The organism is Bacillus sp. CZDM1 (assembly GCF_055502545.1).
On record NZ_JBUESO010000007.1, the window covers coordinates 224,939 to 238,265 of the forward strand.

Here is a 13,327-nt window from a genome sequence, read left to right on the forward strand (position 1 = left end):
TCCCTTTTTATGTTATTCACCTATAAATTGAGCTTTGCGTTTCTCTATAAATGCCGTTACCCCTTCAACATAATCCTTCGTTAAGCCGGCAATTCGTTGTCCTTCGGCTTCTTCCTTCAAATATTCCTCAAAAGAAAGATGGTAGGAGGCTTCTAAATATCTTTTGATTAAGCCGATTGCTTTCGTTGGTCTGCTTGCAATATTTTCTGCAAAGGCTGTCACTTGCTCGTTCCAGTCCTCTACACCAATTACTTTTGTAGCAAGACCCATTTTTTCTGCCTCAGCAGCAGGTACTTTTTCTCCCAATATAGATAACTCTAATGCTTTTGCATGACCGACAATTCGTGAAAGGTAATACAGATTACCCGAATCAGGAATTAACCCAATATTGACAAAGGCATTTAAAAAGCTCGCTTTCTCAGAGACAAGACGGAAATCGCAGGCTAATGCCAGACTGAAGCCTGCCCCTGCAGCCACACCGTTTACTGCTGCAATAATTGGTTTTTCACATTTGGCGATTTCCTTTATCATCGGACCGTAATCGTCACGGAGCATTTGCCCTAAGTTCATGCTGTCATCCACATCTGCTAAGTCTTGGCCGGAACAAAAGGCCCTGCCTTCTCCGGTAATGACAATCGCACGCACTTCATGAGAGTTTGACGATTGTTTCATTGCCTTTTGAATTTCTTTATTCATTTGTGATGTAAAAGCATTCAGTTTATCAGGTCGGTTTAGACTGAGCCAAGCTACCCCGTTTTCAATCCGATAAGTAATTGTTTCGTACATAGCATAACTCCTTATCTGCCTGTAAAATTAGGCTTTCTTTTTTCTACAAACGCTTCCATGCCTTCCTTTTGATCTTCTGAAGCAAAGAGCAGGTAGAAATTCTTTCTTTCATATTGCATTCCTTCATATAAGGAGTAATCCACTGCCTTATTGACAGAGTCTTTGATCATTCTGACTGCTAGAGGCGGCTTTACCGTAATCGTTCTTGCGAAGCTAATTGCTTCCTCCATTAATAATTCAGGTGCGACAATTTTATTAATAATGCCATATTTTAAGGCCGTTTCTGCATTGATTCTTTTGGCAGTCAAGATCCATTCAAGTGCCTTTGTTTTACCTACCAGCTTTGTCAGTCTTTGTGTCCCTCCTGCCCCAGGCATAACTCCAAGTGTTACTTCGGGAAAGGAAAACAGTGTATCTCCAGCAGCTATAAGTAAGTCACATGATAGGGCTAGTTCAAAGCCACCGCCGAATACAAAGCTTTTGACTGCACCAATGATAGGCTTTTTAACGAGACCTAACCGGTCCCAATCAGCAAATTGATTTAACAATTCCAACCCAACAGGATTGTCATTGGCCATCTCATCAATATCCGCCCCAGCAGAAAATGCTTTTCCATGACCGGACAATAAGATGACTTTCACTTGGGGATCACGGTCGAATTCTTCTGCTGCAGAAACAATTTCACCGACCATCGTCCGGTTCAACGCATTCAATTGCTTCGGCCGATTTAAAGTGATAAAACCAATTTCATTCTCGACAGAAGTTTCAATATATTGAAACAGTCCCATCCTTATACTTCCTCACCAATCATCATGGTTACGAGTTTCCCAGCAAAGCCCATCAAGTCTTTTCCTGAAGCTTTTCCTTCAGGGGAACGGATACCTTGTTGAAGCGCTTCGTGATTTTCATAATACATTTCGCATAGAATGTGATATTCAGAGTCTTTCCCCATTGGTGTTCCAACTATTTTCGTAACAACCATTTTTTGAAGACCTGGGATTTTTTCTGTAATCGGACCGTGAACATTGAAATAATGTTCATCAAATTCTTCCTTATTTTCCGGCTGCTTATATAGAGCAATTAACTTTACCATTTTATTCCCTCCGTAATTTACATAAATTTAATCATTGGTTTCATTGCTTCAAATGGGTTTTTACATGATTTGCAATATAAAATGCTACGGCACGCCGTTGGTCCGAATATGTTTTCCATCGTGACATACGTGGAGTCACAATACGGACAATCTATATGCCACGATCCATCTTCTTTTATTTGTCGAGGGGGAGGGGAGATACCGAATACCTTTAGCCCCGCTTTCCCCTTTTCTGTAATCCGGTCAGATGTCCAGGAGGGGGAACGCAGGAATTCTACGCTCACTCCTTCAACGCTTGGCAGCTGTTTAACGGCTGTTTCAACATTTTTTTGAATGATAGGCAGAGCTGGACAACCTAGAAAGGTAGGCAGTATTTTTACTGAAACATCTGATCCTAATATCTCCACATTCTCCACCATTCCTAAATCAAGAATGCTGACTGTACTAATTTCAGGATCTTTTACGTTTTCAAGTAGTTTATAGATTTCTTCTGATGTTATTAACACGGTAGACATAGTACCCTCCCCCTTTTCCTCTCGTATTACCAGGAAGCTGCTTTGTTACTAGCGTATACTTCACATAAAGTTTCGAGTGCCTTCTCTAAATCCTCTGTGTGCTTCCCATTGCGTCCATCGCCTTGATCCATTCCTACTACAATGGGCCCTTCTAGCCCAACACTTTCCAATATAGGTGAAACAGCCTGATTCCACTTAGTCAGTAAAACCGCTTCACTTTCAATTAAACCTTGTTGAACAATTTTATTGCCATGTTCTCCAAGAGAGAAAACACCTTGGAAATCTTGCAGCGTTTTTTCAATAGCTGCTTTCATTCGGGAAACTGCTTCTTCATGGCCAGATCCTAATAGTTGAACGAACCATGTTTTCCAGTGCATTAGATGATAGTAAAGTTCCATTTGCACCTTTACGGCAACTTCAGCCAGCGGCTCATATGAACTTGAATGTAAGGATTGAATCTTAATCGCTTTAGCTTGGGTATAGAAGTAATTTCGCACAACCGCAAAAGCCCAATCATAATCCGGTTGCTCCATATATGATCCAGGTCCATTGACGAGTTCCAAGATAATCGCATTACGCCTTTCATTTGCTGGACGGTCATGGGACAGTTGATCGGCATTCCCTTCACCGAGTTCCTCTAGCAATTGATAGAAGATGGCCGCGTGACCCATTGTATCTTGTGTAATAGAGGAAGTAGCTATGTCTTCCTCGATGTGGGGAGCAAGGCCAAGCCATTCAGATCCACGATAAGAATGAATAAAATCATCGTCTGCTAATTGAAATAACAACTCTTTAATGGCCGTATTCTTTACTGATGAATCATTTGCCATTTTTCACACCTCCAGCCCAAGACAAAATTTCCTTTTCGTCAAGCATTTCTTGCTCGTATTTCCGCCATTTTTTCTTTAAATAGCCATATCCTTTTGTTTTTCGGTAATCTTTATTATCTAAACGTTGAAGCGTTTTCTTTTCTTCCGAAGTCATCTTACGTATATTCTGACGTTTCACAACCCAGATATCATCCACTGCTTCACGTCGCATAAAATTTTCCTGCGCCATCAGGATCGCGATATCCTCATTAGGCGCGAGCAAGCTAAAATGATATTGTACTGGTGCAGTTTGGGTCTTGCGGCTAAATACTTCAAACTCTTCAAAATAAGATTCTTGCCTAGTTTCCATGTTCCTTCCCCTCCCTTAGACAGTTTTTGGAGCCAATGCTTCACGTACCCATTTGTTATTTTTGTAAGAAATTCTTCTAAGATTCAAGCGCTCTTGTGAACGAGGTCCTTCATTTCTAGCAATCTTCTTCAATTTATTCCAGTCAGGCTGTTTATAAATCCATTTTTCCGTTTCATCATCAAATCGCAGCGTTTCATCCGGAATGGTAAAACCAAGTGAATGAATCCGCTTAATATATTTGCTAAAGAACGATTGACGAAGTCCTTCATTCGTGCCCGTTCTGATTCTATACTTTAAGGTAACATCTTGTTTGGAAGCACCCATTTCATTCTTACTTGGCGGTCCGAAGAAAAGCAGCAATGATTCCCACCAATAATTAATTGCGTCTTGCACCATTTGTCTCTGTTCTTCTGTACCTTCAGCCAATGCCATAATAATGGCTTCTCCGTGTTGAGCGTGGAAAACCTCTTCTGCACAAATTCTGTGTAAGGCACGGGCATATGGTCCGTAAGATGCACCAAGCATATCCGTTTGGGTGATAATAGCCGCTCCATCGACTAACCAGCCAATCAGTCCTGTATCTCCCCATGATTTAGTTTCCATATGGAAAACGTTATGAAACTTCAAGTCTCCATTAAAAAGATCCTGCATCAAATCGTCCCGTTTTTTGCCATACGGTTTTAATAAATCTTCCGCAACGCGAAGTAATAATTGTCCGTGTCCCATTTCGTCTTGTACCTTCGCCATAATCCCGAGCTTTCTATTCAAAGTGGGAGCTTTAGGCACCCATTCCTTTTCAGGAAGTGCTCCCATAATTTCGCTCATACCATGCATAGATATCAATTTGATTAATGTATTTCTATATTCATCTGGCATCCAATCATCGGCTTCAATTTTATCTCCAGCTTCAATCCTAGCTATAAATTGCTCCATCTTTTCCTGTTCTGTTGTTTCATTTAAAAGAACGCTCATTTCAAATCCCCCTTTTCCTAAAAACTATATAACGTTTATTTAACGTAATTATATTTTATCGTTATATTAAAAGCAAGAATATTGCGTCATTTTTTCAAAACAAAAAAATGACGCATACTCTCTATACCGTGACGACTCCACTTTAATCAATCAATTTTTGATTAAGAAACGTGCATTACATACGGTGCAGCCGCACCAGAATTTTTGATTATAATGACAGGGAATGGCATTTGTTCTTCTTGATAATAACCATTCCCTTCTGTGATAATGACAGTTTCATTATACGCTGATCATAGCACTGTTTCGCTTGTCAACAATGCGAATAGCTTTTCCTTCTGAACGCGGGATGCTTTTTGGAATGTTAACAACGATATCCATCGTCACTAGACATGTGTTTTTCATATGGTGCTGGACCGTCTTCTTCAATTTCAGAACATTGGCATGTGTTAAGTCTCCATCAATTCCTAAATAGAAATCGGCTTCAACTTCAACATGCAATACAACATTGTCCATTGCACCTTTCTTAACAAGGTGAATCTGATAATGAGGAACGAGTCCCTTAACTTGCAACAATGCCCGTTCAATTTCCGAAGGGAAAACGTTTACACCTCTGACAATGATCATGTCATCTGTTCGGCCTTTTACCCTGGACATTCTTGTTGTCGTACGTCCACATTTACATTTTTCTCGAGTAATTGCGGCAAGATCCCCTGTTCGATAACGAATAATTGGCAGCGCTTCCTTTGTTAAGCTAGTAAAAACAAGTTCTCCAACTTCGCCATCTGCTACCGGTTCGAGCGTATCTGGATGAATAACTTCGACCAGGAAGTGATCATCTGCTATATGAAGTCCATCCTGTGCTTCATGACATTCTATCGCAACACCCGGTCCCATAACTTCACTTAGGCCGTAAATATCAACCGCTTTCAATTTTAGTTTCTTTTCAAGTGTTGCTCTCATTTCTTCCGACCAAGGCTCAGCACCAAAAATACCATATTCGATTCCATATCCAGCAGGGTCCATCCCCATTTCTTCCATCTTTTCAGCAATATTTAGAATATAAGATGGCGTTCCACAAATACCCCTCGGTTTCAAATCATTAATAAGTGTAATTTGCCTATCTGTGTTTCCCCCCGAAATTGGTAATGTTGCTGCGCCTAACTTTTCTGCTCCGTTATGAAGACCAATCCCGCCTGTAAACAATCCATAGCCGTAGGCATTATGAAAAATATCTGATTTCCTTCCGCCAGCAGCGACAATTGCACGGGCAACAATCACTGACCAGTTTTCAATATCATTTTTTGTATATCCTACAATTGTCGGCTTACCGCTCGTTCCAGATGATCCATGAATGCGGACAACCTGATCAATGGGAACTGCAAATAGACCGAATGGGTATTGCTCACGAAAATTCTGTTTTTTGGTAAATGGAAGCTTTGTCACATCACTTAACTGTTGAATATCTTCTGGCGTAATGCCCAGTTCATCAAATTTCTCTTTGTAAAAAGGTACATTCTCAAATACATTACTAACCGTTTTCTTAAGACGTGTCAGCTGCAAACTTTCCATTTCTGTACGGGTAGCGGTTTCAACTTCAGGATTGTACATTGTGTCAGTCCCCCTCATTTGTTTTTCATTTCGTAAAATATTACATAACGGAATTAAAACGAAAATAAAAAATCTAGTAATATGTTTTCAGATTAATACGACATTTCCACGTTGTCAATAGTGTTTACTAATAAATTTAGTGGAAAATGGCAAATATTTTAAAAAAATTTAATTTACTTAATTTTCTGTTCATGATAATTTAATACAGGAGTGATATATATCACTTTTTACCAGCATCGTTTTAAAATCGTATTATTTAAGGGGAGGTTAATATGGAATCAAAAGTAAAAAAAAGCTACTTAGCTGAAGAACATGTCGAAAGGAAGCCCTATGATCAATTGGTTGAAACCGAAGATTTTATGGGTTTACTTCAAAAGAAAAAGGCATTTATTATCCCGGTCACTACTTTCTTCCTTACGTTTTATTTTGTTCTACCTGTTTTAGCTGCTTATACAGATGTATTAAAAGGAGAAGCTTTTCTCGGTATAACATGGGCATGGTTTTATGCACTTCTTCAATTCGCTGTTGTTTGGATTGGTGGAATTGTCTACCTTAAGAAATCAGAGAAGTATGACAAAATGGCCCAAAATATTTTAACTAAATACCAAAAGGAGCTTGGCGGATGAGTACATTATCTCTGATTCTATTTTTAGGCATTATATTATTAACGCTTACAATAACATATTATTCTTCTAAGAAAACAAAAAATGCGAGCGATTTTTATACAGCTGGCGGCGGTTTGACCGCATGGCAAAATGGATTGGCTGTGGCTGGTGACTTTATGTCTGCCGCTTCTTTTCTCGGAATTACAGGGGCTATCGCGCTGATTGGGTTCGATGGATTTTATATGAGCATTGGCAATCTTGTCGCGTTCCTCGTCTTATTATACTTTGTTTCGGAGCCGCTTCGTAATCTTGGGAAATACACGTTAGCCGATATGATTTCTGCTCGTTTTAAGTCCAAAAAGGTACGTGGGATCGCCGCAGCGAACACTCTTGTCATTTCTATTTTTTATATGATTGCTCAACTTGTCGGTGCTGGTGGATTGATTAAACTTCTACTAGGGATTGATTACGGTCTTTCCGTTCTTCTCGTTGGTGTATTAATGACAATTTATGTTATTTTCGGTGGGATGCGGGCGACAAGCTGGGTACAAATAACCAAGGCCGCTCTCTTGCTTGGCGGTTCTACCGTATTGACGTTTATTGTATTTTCCCGATTTAACTTTAACATCGCAGAAATGTTCCACCACGTTCAGACAGCAACACCTCTCGGTAATGACTTTTTAAATCCAGGAAATAAATACACGAATGGGCTCGATATGATTTCATTTAATATGTCACTTGTCCTTGGCGCAGCAGGACTTCCCCATTTACTTGTGCGCTTCTTTACGGTAAAAGATGCGGCGACGGCACGAAAATCTGTTGTATATTCAACATGGTTTATTGGCGCATTTTTTATTATGACGATTTTCCTAGGGTTCGGTGCTGCTTCATTCGTTGGTTTTGACCGTATTGTTGAGGCTAACCCTGCTGGAAACATGGCCGCACCGCTTCTTGCATTAGCTGTAGGCGGTGAATTTTTGTTCGCATTCGTTTCAGCTGTCGCATTTGCTACTATTTTAGCGGTAGTGTCCGGTCTTGTTTTAACATCAGCATCCGCCTTTGCCCATGACATTTATGGTGAAATTATTAAAGACGGAAAAATGACCGAAAAGCAGCAAGTTCTTGTAGCACGTATTTCGTCGGTTAGTGTAGCGGCTATTTCAATCGCGCTAGCCTTGTTCGCACAATCCCTAAACGTTGCTTTCCTTTCTGTACTTGCATTAGGTATCGCAGCAAGCGCTAACTTGCCGGTTATTCTTTGCACAATTTACTGGAAGCGCTTTAATGCATCCGGAGCAATCACCGGCATGCTGTTTGGGTTAATCAGCTCTCTTGTTTTGGTTTTGCTTAGTCCGAATGTATGGAATCCGCAGCCTGGAATGGGTATTTTCACAGGAGACCCTATTTTCACAATGAGTAACCCGACCATTTTCACCGTACCTCTTGGGTTTATAGGTGCATATTTAGGTACAGTATTGTCTAAGTCAAAAGAAAACGAAAATAAATTCGCAGAGGTATTGTTTAAGTCAAACACTGGATATGGCATAAGCTCTGCAAAAGATCATTAAGCAAAGGAGAATTCCATGACAATTCAATTAGATGATCAGACTATTCACGATTTACATTACGATGAAATTAAACAAGTTCTAAAAGACGAACCCTTTGCAGCTTTTCTTGGCATGAAGCTGACAAACCTCGGACCTGGCACGGCGGAAGCTGAATTAATTCCGGACGACCGCATGCTTAATGCACATGGAACAGTTCACGGGGCCATTATCTTTTCACTTGCAGATTACGTATTTGCCGCTGCGAGCAACTCATATGGCAAAACAGCAGTGGGCGTCACAACAAATGTTAATTTCATATCCGCTGGCAAACCTGGCAGGACTCTAACTGCAAATGCCAAAGAAATAAAGAAAAATCACAAACTCGCTTGGTACAAAATCGATGTCCAAAGTGAAAATGAACTAATCGCGACAATGGAAGCCATGGTTTACAGAAAGAGTCATTATTTTGTAAAACAGGATAAATAAAGCTTTTATACCGGACGGTGCAAGTAATCGAACAGAGATTATTTAATAGATTAAGAGACCGGCTTCAAATTGAAGTCGGTCTCTTTTCACAAATCTCTGTTTTGTACTTAAGACTCTATCATACTTTTTGAACAAGCTCCTCACAGCACTTCTTGTACTTTTTTCCACTGCCACAAAGACAATAGTCATTTTTTCGGTCTCAATCCTTGGATAGAAATTATGCCAAGCCAGAACCTGATCCGCTTTTAATCCGCCATCCAATAGTGCACAAAAAAGAATCCCAATCGGAAAATGATATAACAAGAATAATAGGTAGAATCGATGTTCATAATTATATCGCTTGAACTTCCTGCCCGCTTTTCTCTTTTTTGAATGAAAGCTTTGGACTTAAAAGGCTGACTACGAAAAAGACAATGGTCAGAATCTGCACCCAAGTCCAGATTTGTTGGACAGCTGGTGTATTCCAGACGCCTAAAAAGTACAGCATGGCTGGCATCGTAAGTGTTACCCAAGATAGTACAATGGCCACGCCCCCTACATAGCCATCAATTTTCTTACCAAGAGAACCTGTTAAAAAGAATAGCATCCATAAAAATGCCCACAGTCCCCATGTTAATGCATTGACAACATCATGGAATTGAATAAAAGAGATAACCGTATACACGACGGCAATAATAGATGCCCATAGGCTAAACCAGCCGAGACCGTTGCCTTCAAGCCCCTTCACTAAGGTAACCCCTGCGTATAAATACGTTAAACCAAATAGAAAGATAGCAGCATTATTATATAAATCCCAATTACCTTGACTAGAAGTCATGAGTAAGTAAAAAGGAATTATGATTTGTATAACTCCGACGAAAAGATTAAAATACCCAACCGCTTTGGAATCTGCCTTCCCTAAAAGCATAAGTCCGTTTAGAAATAATACGGCACCTGATAAAAATAAACCTACAAAACTCATAGTAATCGCTGCGAAAACTGACTTTTCACAACTTTCCCCTCCTTTAAAATAGAAAAAGCACTCCCCCTTCTCGAATAAGAAAAGAAATTGCCTTCTTAAAAAATAGCATAATTTAATACCTGTACAAATATAGCATACATAGTGAACAAAAGTTAAGGAAGGTTTGAACAAATAGTAAATTAATTTTTTACCAATTTCACCATAAGCCCCCAATGTAAAAACTGCCCCCAAATGGAGGCAGTTCTCTTTATACATGTATGAATTTTACCTTTTGACCAGGTTTGAGATAGGAAAGAAACACGATATCTTCCTCGACAACTCTTCCCACCACATTGACTCTTTCATCAGCAGGCAAGTCACACAAGGAAATCTGGACCTCGCCACGATACCGTCCATATGCGTCATTGTCTCTAGTGATACTGCCAAGCCCACGTTCACTCGTATTCTCAGGAAGTATTGACTCAACACTTCTAGTATCCATAAATCGTAGAACATCTCGGGAAAAATCAGGGCGAAGCTTGAACTCGCCTTCTTGAAATCCTTCGATTCGAATCTCAATCCTATGATTACGATCAAAATCAATTAATTTCCTAAGTAGATCCTCGCTTACCTCTGGATCACCAATATAGACATCACTAACACCATAATGGAACAATTCCAATGCCGATAAAAACGGGTCCATTTCACGGTGCTCTTCCAGTGTTGGCAGACCTTCAAACAATGGGCCTCGCTTTTCCCCGTCACCTGGAATATAGGCACTCACCGGGATTCCATATTTCATAAAAAGTTCATTTTGCTGCTGAAAAAACCAGTCAGACAATCCGGTCTCAATTCTTGGATAGAAATTATGCCAGGCTAACAGCTGACCAGCTTTTAATCCGCCATCCCATAGAGCACGAATATCATCCTCAAAGATAATGCTGGCATTCAGCGCAAGCTTGAACTCTTCTGCCAGCTTCAAAATCAATTCATTTTCAAAAAAGTCATCGAGTCTGAGGCCGCTGACTCCAAGTGATTTTAAATCAAACAAACTTTCTAATCCCAAGTGACCAGGTGTTTTTAAAGACACATCCGCATAAACTTCTATCCCAGCATCCTTCGCACACTGAAGCAGCGCCATTGCTCGACCCGCTAGATCTCCAGATTCTTCTGGAATGTGAAGCGAGGTAAACGCCCGCTTCACACCCATTTTTCCAGCCAGTTTAATCCGTTCTTCTGCTAAAGGATCATTTAGATAGAAGGAAATACCGATCAATCAAACTCACCAGCCATGTCATCATTGAAACCGAATAAATACGTGAACAAGAATCCTGCTGCATAAGCAATTAATACCCCAACTAAATAAAGAACAACTTGACCTGCAACAACAAGGAAAGCAAGTGGCAGCCCAGATACCCCAATAGCGATTGTTGCAATTCCAAATGCTGCTTGGAATGCACCGCCGACACCGGCACCTAAACAGGCTGTTAGGAACGGACGCCCTAATGGAAGCGTAACACCGAAGATTAACGGCTCACCAATTCCAAGAATACCTGCTGGCAGACCACCGCCAATCGCTCTTTTTAAGCGAGTTTTCTTTGTTTTAAGATAGATAGCAAACGCTGCACCGACTTGACCTGCTCCACCCATTGCCAAGATTGGAAGAAGTGGGTCGTCACCGATTGTATTAATTAACTCTAAGTGAATCGGTGTTAAACCTTGGTGTAAACCCGTTACAACCAATGGCAGGAAGGTTGCACCAAGAACAAATCCTGCTACTACACCACCCATATCAAGTAAAGAAGTTAAACCTTTTGTGATAACATCTGAAACAAATCCACCAATCGGCATAAAGACAAGATAAGTAACAATACCAGTAACCAATAAAGCAACCGTTGGTGTGATGAAAAGATCAAGAGACGTTGGAACAAACTTACGTACACGTTTTTCAACTAAAGCGATAAAGATAGCAGCAAATAGAACCCCTATTAAACCGCCGCGTCCAGGAAGTAAATCTGTGCCAAACAAGTGAATGCCTGCAACCGCCGGGTTAATAATCAAGATACCGGCAATTGCACCAAGTGCTGGCGAACCGCCAAATTCTTTTGCTGCATTCGTACCAACTAAAATTCCTAGGTAACCAAATAATCCACTGCCGATAACAGATAGAATCGTTGCAAGCTGTGAATCACCTGCTAACCATCCTGCTTGAATAACCGCTTTGGTGATCCCTGTAATCAATCCTGATGCAACAAGTGCTGGGATTAATGGAATGAAAATTCCAGCGATTTTACGTAAAAACATTTTAAATGGTGTTGCATTCTTTTTATTGATTTCTGCTTTTGTGCTCGCTGCTTTCTCTTTTAAATTGATTCCGCCTTCAGCGTCAATCAACTTTCCGAACTCATCGGTTACCTTATTTACTTTTCCAGGTCCGAGAATGATTTGAAGGGTTTCTTCCTCAACCACTCCAAGGACTCCTTCGATTTTCTTAAGGGCAGCCTTATTAATCACAGACTCATCCTTCGGTGTAACACGAAGCCTTGTCATACAATGTGTGTAATTGCCAATGTTACTAGCGCCGCCTAGTTGTTCGAGAATTTTTTCAGCTAATATTTTATTTTCTCCAGCCATTTCGTTTCCCCTACTCTCTGTTGTATTTTACTGTTTGAATCATGTGATCTATTTCCCCAATGAACATGGTGTAATAGTGAACACACTCACCCCCTGAAAGGTTAATTTCCTTCTTTAATAAACCGAATGGCATCTCTTGTTTGATCAATTGCCTGAATCGTTTGCTCGTATTGGACCGTCGCCATCGACAAAAACAAAATATCCATCATATATAACTGAGCAAGACGTGATGATGTTGCGGCACTCCGGAAAGCCGGTTCCCCAGAATACGAGGTAAACAGTTTAATATCGGCCAGCGAAGCGACAGCGGATTGTCCGTATTTCGTCAAACTAATCGTCTTCACGCCGCGCTCTTTTGCAAGTGATGTTACTTTGATTACTTCTGCGGTCTCCCCCGAGTGAGAGATGGCAAACACCACATCATCCTTTTTCGCATTCGCAATCAATGTTGCTACAAGATGTGTATCAGTAAAAGCGGTTGCATTTTTTTGAATCCTTAGGAACTTCTGCTGTGCGTCCTTTGCAATAATATTAGAGGCGCCAATTCCGAAGAAATGGACATTCTGAGCAGACAGTAATGTCTGAACGGCCCGTTCCAATTCCTCGTAATTGATCATCTCTGCAGAATCGCGGATGCTCTGAATACTATTGCTGGTGGTCTTCTGGACAATCGAAAAATAAGATTCCCCAGGCTCGATGTCACGATATCCTTGTTCTGCGGGCTTCACTAAATCGCCCGCAATTCTTACCTTTAAATCCTGAAATCCATTCAAACCGAGTGACTTACACAAGCGAATAACCGCTGCTCCACTCGTTTTGGCTTGAGCTCCGATATCATTGACCGTACTGTTTAAAATACTTTGTGGATTCTCAAGAATGAAATGAGCAATCTTCCGCTCAGAAGCCGGAAGCTGTTCAAGCATATTCTGGAGCATTTTTAACCCGCCTGCGGCCACACCTAT

At 40.6% G+C, this 13,327-nt stretch carries 15 protein-coding genes and 1 pseudogene; 3 read left to right on the forward strand and 13 right to left on the reverse strand.

From position 1 onward, the window contains the following. Nucleotides 1–12: 12 nt before the first annotated feature. The 8 genes from ACY3XC_RS17660 to ACY3XC_RS17695 form a co-directional block, all read right to left on the reverse strand. Nucleotides 13–786: an enoyl-CoA hydratase-related protein gene (locus tag ACY3XC_RS17660; protein WP_464869715.1), complete on the reverse strand. Its 774-nt coding sequence runs from the start codon at nt 784–786 to the stop codon at nt 13–15. 11 nt (nt 787–797) lie between these two features. After that, entirely contained in the window at nt 798–1,574 is a 777-nt protein-coding gene (locus ACY3XC_RS17665; protein ID WP_464869716.1) for an enoyl-CoA hydratase-related protein, read from the reverse strand. Nucleotides 1,575–1,576: 2 nt separating this feature from the next. Next, nucleotides 1,577–1,879: an EthD family reductase gene (locus ACY3XC_RS17670; protein ID WP_464869718.1), complete on the reverse strand. Its 303-nt coding sequence runs from the start codon at nt 1,877–1,879 to the stop codon at nt 1,577–1,579. A gap of 17 nt (nt 1,880–1,896) precedes the next feature. Beyond that, nucleotides 1,897–2,394, reverse strand: a complete 498-nt coding sequence (gene paaD / locus ACY3XC_RS17675; protein WP_464869719.1) for a 1,2-phenylacetyl-CoA epoxidase subunit PaaD — start codon at nt 2,392–2,394, stop codon at nt 1,897–1,899. Nucleotides 2,395–2,420: 26 nt separating this feature from the next. After that, complete coding sequence (gene paaC, locus ACY3XC_RS17680; protein WP_464869720.1) at nt 2,421–3,224, reverse strand: 1,2-phenylacetyl-CoA epoxidase subunit PaaC; 804 nt, start codon at nt 3,222–3,224, stop codon at nt 2,421–2,423. Continuing rightward, the gene (gene paaB, locus ACY3XC_RS17685; RefSeq protein ID WP_464869721.1) at nt 3,214–3,573 is read right to left on the reverse strand and encodes a 1,2-phenylacetyl-CoA epoxidase subunit PaaB; all 360 of its coding nucleotides are present in this window, start codon (nt 3,571–3,573) and stop codon (nt 3,214–3,216) included. The genes paaC and paaB overlap by 11 nt, the downstream gene beginning before the upstream one ends. Nucleotides 3,574–3,588: 15 nt before the next feature. Continuing rightward, nucleotides 3,589–4,545, reverse strand: coding sequence for a 1,2-phenylacetyl-CoA epoxidase subunit PaaA (paaA, locus tag ACY3XC_RS17690; protein WP_464869722.1), 957 nt, complete (start codon nt 4,543–4,545; stop codon nt 3,589–3,591). Nucleotides 4,546–4,824: 279 nt separating this feature from the next. Next, nucleotides 4,825–6,153, reverse strand: coding sequence for a phenylacetate--CoA ligase family protein (locus tag ACY3XC_RS17695; protein WP_464869723.1), 1,329 nt, complete (start codon nt 6,151–6,153; stop codon nt 4,825–4,827). Between the two features lie 272 nt (nt 6,154–6,425). Here ACY3XC_RS17695 and ACY3XC_RS17700 point away from each other — a divergent pair, with 272 nt between their 5' ends. Genes ACY3XC_RS17700 through ACY3XC_RS17710 form a run of 3 tightly spaced genes read left to right on the forward strand, consistent with a single transcriptional unit; the run spans nt 6,426 to nt 8,791 of the window. Continuing rightward, nucleotides 6,426–6,779, forward strand: a complete 354-nt coding sequence (locus ACY3XC_RS17700; protein ID WP_464869724.1) for a DUF485 domain-containing protein — start codon at nt 6,426–6,428, stop codon at nt 6,777–6,779. Continuing rightward, on the forward strand, nt 6,776–8,326 hold the full coding sequence (locus tag ACY3XC_RS17705) for a solute symporter family protein (protein WP_464869725.1): 1,551 nt from the start codon (nt 6,776–6,778) through the stop codon (nt 8,324–8,326). Before ACY3XC_RS17700 ends, ACY3XC_RS17705 begins: the two co-directional genes overlap by 4 nt. 15 nt (nt 8,327–8,341) lie before the next feature. Further along, nucleotides 8,342–8,791, forward strand: coding sequence for a PaaI family thioesterase (locus ACY3XC_RS17710; protein ID WP_464869726.1), 450 nt, complete (start codon nt 8,342–8,344; stop codon nt 8,789–8,791). A 118-nt stretch (nt 8,792–8,909) separates the two neighbouring features. Here ACY3XC_RS17710 and ACY3XC_RS17715 read toward each other — a convergent pair. The 5 genes and pseudogenes from ACY3XC_RS17715 to ACY3XC_RS17735 all read right to left on the reverse strand — a co-directional run. Next, a pseudogene (locus ACY3XC_RS17715) lies at nt 8,910–8,981 on the reverse strand (SEC-C metal-binding domain-containing protein); the annotation flags it as partial. 141 nt (nt 8,982–9,122) lie between these two features. After that, complete coding sequence (locus tag ACY3XC_RS17720) at nt 9,123–9,752, reverse strand: AmiS/UreI family transporter (protein WP_464869727.1); 630 nt, start codon at nt 9,750–9,752, stop codon at nt 9,123–9,125. A 247-nt stretch (nt 9,753–9,999) separates the two neighbouring features. Beyond that, nucleotides 10,000–11,007 carry a MupG family TIM beta-alpha barrel fold protein gene (locus ACY3XC_RS17725; RefSeq protein ID WP_464869728.1) on the reverse strand — a complete coding sequence of 336 codons (1,008 nt, stop codon included), beginning with the start codon at nt 11,005–11,007 and terminating at the stop codon, nt 10,000–10,002. Continuing rightward, nucleotides 11,004–12,365 (reverse strand): PTS transporter subunit EIIC, encoded by a 1,362-nt coding sequence (locus ACY3XC_RS17730; protein ID WP_464869729.1) that lies wholly within the window; start codon nt 12,363–12,365, stop codon nt 11,004–11,006. The genes ACY3XC_RS17725 and ACY3XC_RS17730 overlap by 4 nt, the downstream gene beginning before the upstream one ends. A gap of 101 nt (nt 12,366–12,466) precedes the next feature. Next, nucleotides 12,467–13,321, reverse strand: a complete 855-nt coding sequence (locus tag ACY3XC_RS17735; RefSeq protein WP_179156799.1) for a MurR/RpiR family transcriptional regulator — start codon at nt 13,319–13,321, stop codon at nt 12,467–12,469. Nucleotides 13,322–13,327: the final 6 nt, after the last annotated feature.

Bases quoted from the DNA above. Each gene is read 5' to 3' on its own strand.
- ACY3XC_RS17660 (WP_464869715.1), bottom strand. From the start codon at position 786: ATGTACGAAACAATTACTTATCGGATTGAAAACGGGGTAGCTTGGCTC.
- ACY3XC_RS17665 (WP_464869716.1), bottom strand. From the start codon at position 1,574: ATGGGACTGTTTCAATATATTGAAACTTCTGTCGAGAATGAAATTGGT.
- ACY3XC_RS17670 (WP_464869718.1), bottom strand. From the start codon at position 1,879: ATGGTAAAGTTAATTGCTCTATATAAGCAGCCGGAAAATAAGGAAGAA.
- paaD (WP_464869719.1), bottom strand. From the start codon at position 2,394: ATGTCTACCGTGTTAATAACATCAGAAGAAATCTATAAACTACTTGAA.
- paaC (WP_464869720.1), bottom strand. From the start codon at position 3,224: ATGGCAAATGATTCATCAGTAAAGAATACGGCCATTAAAGAGTTGTTA.
- paaB (WP_464869721.1), bottom strand. From the start codon at position 3,573: ATGGAAACTAGGCAAGAATCTTATTTTGAAGAGTTTGAAGTATTTAGC.
- paaA (WP_464869722.1), bottom strand. From the start codon at position 4,545: ATGAGCGTTCTTTTAAATGAAACAACAGAACAGGAAAAGATGGAGCAA.
- ACY3XC_RS17695 (WP_464869723.1), bottom strand. From the start codon at position 6,153: ATGTACAATCCTGAAGTTGAAACCGCTACCCGTACAGAAATGGAAAGT.
- ACY3XC_RS17700 (WP_464869724.1), top strand. From the start codon at position 6,426: ATGGAATCAAAAGTAAAAAAAAGCTACTTAGCTGAAGAACATGTCGAA.
- ACY3XC_RS17705 (WP_464869725.1), top strand. From the start codon at position 6,776: ATGAGTACATTATCTCTGATTCTATTTTTAGGCATTATATTATTAACG.
- ACY3XC_RS17710 (WP_464869726.1), top strand. From the start codon at position 8,342: ATGACAATTCAATTAGATGATCAGACTATTCACGATTTACATTACGAT.
- ACY3XC_RS17720 (WP_464869727.1), bottom strand. From the start codon at position 9,752: ATGAGTTTTGTAGGTTTATTTTTATCAGGTGCCGTATTATTTCTAAAC.
- ACY3XC_RS17730 (WP_464869729.1), bottom strand. From the start codon at position 12,365: ATGGCTGGAGAAAATAAAATATTAGCTGAAAAAATTCTCGAACAACTA.